4 protein-coding genes and 1 pseudogene are annotated in these 2453 nt (G+C 55.5%); 3 read left to right on the top strand and 2 right to left on the bottom strand.

All coding sequences use genetic code 11. From position 1 onward, the window contains the following. Window positions 1-186 (top strand): annotated as a pseudogene (locus AVO45_RS10700) (IS6 family transposase); the annotation flags it as partial. Here the strand turns inward: AVO45_RS10700 and AVO45_RS20040 are convergent. After that, a complete protein-coding gene (locus AVO45_RS20040; RefSeq protein WP_338055969.1) occupies window positions 172-573 on the bottom strand; it encodes an alcohol dehydrogenase catalytic domain-containing protein in 402 nt (133 codons plus the stop codon). The pseudogene AVO45_RS10700 and the gene AVO45_RS20040 sit on opposite strands and share 15 nt — an antisense overlap. A gap of 140 nt (window positions 574-713) precedes the next feature. Between AVO45_RS20040 and AVO45_RS10710 the strand changes: the two genes are divergently transcribed. Further along, window positions 714-1190, top strand: a complete 477-nt coding sequence (locus AVO45_RS10710; RefSeq protein ID WP_068346804.1) for an Lrp/AsnC family transcriptional regulator — start codon at window positions 714-716, stop codon at window positions 1188-1190. 13 nt (window positions 1191-1203) lie between these two features. On the opposite strand, the gene AVO45_RS19715 is transcribed toward AVO45_RS10710, so the two are convergent. After that, window positions 1204-1623, bottom strand: a complete 420-nt coding sequence (locus tag AVO45_RS19715) for a hypothetical protein (protein ID WP_157770138.1) — start codon at window positions 1621-1623, stop codon at window positions 1204-1206. Between the two features lie 198 nt (window positions 1624-1821). Here AVO45_RS19715 and AVO45_RS10715 point away from each other — a divergent pair, with 198 nt between their 5' ends. Beyond that, window positions 1822-2250, top strand: coding sequence for a nuclear transport factor 2 family protein (locus tag AVO45_RS10715; RefSeq protein ID WP_068346806.1), 429 nt, complete (start codon window positions 1822-1824; stop codon window positions 2248-2250). Window positions 2251-2453: the final 203 nt, after the last annotated feature.

Genomic DNA, 2453 nt, shown 5'->3' on the forward strand with positions numbered 1-2453 from the left:
CCATTCCGACGAAGAGAACGGGCCATGCAGCGCTTCCGGCGCATGCGAAGTTTGCAGAAGTTCGCCGCCGTTCATTCCTCCGTTTACAACCATTTCAACCAGGAGCGCCACCTCTACACCCGCGAAAACTTCAAGCTGATCCGCAACGCCGCTCTCGCCGAGTGGCGTCAGCTATGTTCCGCCTAAGTTCCCGTGGTTATTGGGAAACTGAGACTGGTTAGAATCTGTCTGACAGCACCAGCCCGGCTGTTCCTGATGCAGACATACTTGCTGATGACCTGCATGACATTCGCTGCACGATCCGCACCCGCAGATGAACGGTACGGTGACCCGGTCGCCCACGTTCCAGTTCCTTACGTCTTTGCCAACCGCCTCGACCACGCCGGCCAGTTCGTGGCCAGGGATGTGAGGAAGTACGATATCGCTGTCGTGACCCATCCAACCGTGCCAGTCGCTACGACAGACGCCAGTCGCTTCGACCTTGAGGACGACACCATGCGGCTCCGGTGACGGGTCCGCAACGCTTACGACCTTGGGGGCTTCTTGGAATTTCTCAAACAGGACAGCTTTCATGGCAGGGTCTTTCGGTTGTATCGACTGGTTGAGTGGAAGCTATCAACTAAGGATGAAATTGCCTTGCCATCCTACCCTCAAAAATGATAGTTTAGAGCATAAAGCCCTCAAAATGAGAGCCAATTGAGGAAAGTCTTCCCTTGCCAGGCATCGACGCAGTCAACGCACAGATTCTCGAACTTCTCCAAGCTGACGGGCGCATGACCAACGCCAAACTGGCTGAGCACCTGAACATGAGCGAAACCCCCTGTTGGCGACGGCTCAAGAAACTGGAAGAGACGGGCATCATCGAGGGCTACCAAGCCCACCTCAATCGCCGAAAGCTCGGGCTCGGCGTCATGGCATTCGTTCAGCTGAGCTGTTCAGAGCACGATCAGGCCGCAACCGCCGAGTTCCAACGTATTATCGAGGTCACGCCCAATATCCTCGCCTGCCATAACACCACCGGCGAGGACGATTTCCTGCTGATCGTGGTCGCGCGCGATCTGGACGACTACAGCGCCTTCGTCGACAGCACGCTGCGGCGTCTTCCTGGTGTGACCAGCATTCGCTCGAACCTGTCACTCAAAGAGATGAAGGCATCGAGCAAGCTGCCAGTGCGTGGTTCAGAGCGATGATTAGCAGAGCGTTTCAACAGCAGACTTTCGTGCAGCTCCATCGAAAGACGGCTTCGTCCGCGATCCGTGAATTTGCTTCCGGATCAATGCTGCGACTGTCGCGAACGACCGGTTCTTGAGCCGCTCTGCAGCGCGAGAAATTACGCAGGTGCAGAAATATTCGTGCCGCGCGCGCACGCAGCGAGAAAATCGAACTCACGGGATGGGCTCGAAACGGCCGTTTGCCGCAAGGTGCATTAAGGTCGCCAATGCGGACGTTCCGGACTATTGCGGTTGCGGCTTTCGCTGGTGCAGAAATTGTTCGCGCCTGCCGCGAGGTCTTCGCCGCGTTGCAGCCTAAGTCGTCGAACCGGTCATTCAAAGCGCCGAAATCTTGCAGATCGGAAACCTCCCTTTCGCCGCAACCGGTCTCGACAAACAGGATGCGGGACAAATCGCTCTTTCGCTACGGCTGCGCCAACGGCGACTTTGGATGAATGGGGCGGGTCACAAACGATGGTTTTCGCCGGTGACAGAAACGTATGAGTTTTGGCAATTCCGTGAAAGCCGGACGAGGCCAATTCCGAGCTCGCAGTGATAACTCCGCGATTGTGCTATGCTTGCAACCGAATAGGTATCATGGAGAGGTGAAATGACAGACCAAGAACTCGTTCTCGCAACATTGGAAGAATACGCTGACGCCTACTGTGCAAAGGATATCGACCGGCTGATGGCGATCTTTGTCGATGGCGATGGAATTTCGCTGATCGGAACGGGCGGTGATGAACTTTGTTCGGGGCGAGGCGAAGTGTCATCGGTTTTTGAACGGAACTTTGGTGATGCAACAGCCAACAAGTTCGAATGGGGTTGGAAGCACGTCGCAATTCATGGCGACGCAGCTACCGTCGCAATCGCGCTGATCATCCACCTGATGGTCGAGGAAGCAAGGCTTACAGTGCCGGTGCGTTGGACTGTTTCACTCGTCAGAACCGATACTGGATGGAAATGGGCCCACAGGCATGCGTCGGTCGCCGCCAGCTCGCAGGATGAGGGCACCGCTTACCCCACAGATAGTCGCTAGTCCGAGTTGGTCCTCCATGCAAAAGCTGTCAAAACCCTCGTGACAAAAACTCCCTGCCAAAAACGGTCGTTTTTAACCTCAATCTGATTTTCAATCCCCAGGGAGAGCCTAGGGTCAGGACTCATTGTCTATCAAAGCCAGTAGATGACAAGAGCTGCGAGAGCTATGGCTGACAGGAAGACCTTTGGGCATCTGTCGTAACG

The organism is Ruegeria marisrubri, assembly GCF_001507595.1.
Taxonomy (GTDB): Bacteria; Pseudomonadota; Alphaproteobacteria; order Rhodobacterales; family Rhodobacteraceae; genus Ruegeria; species Ruegeria marisrubri.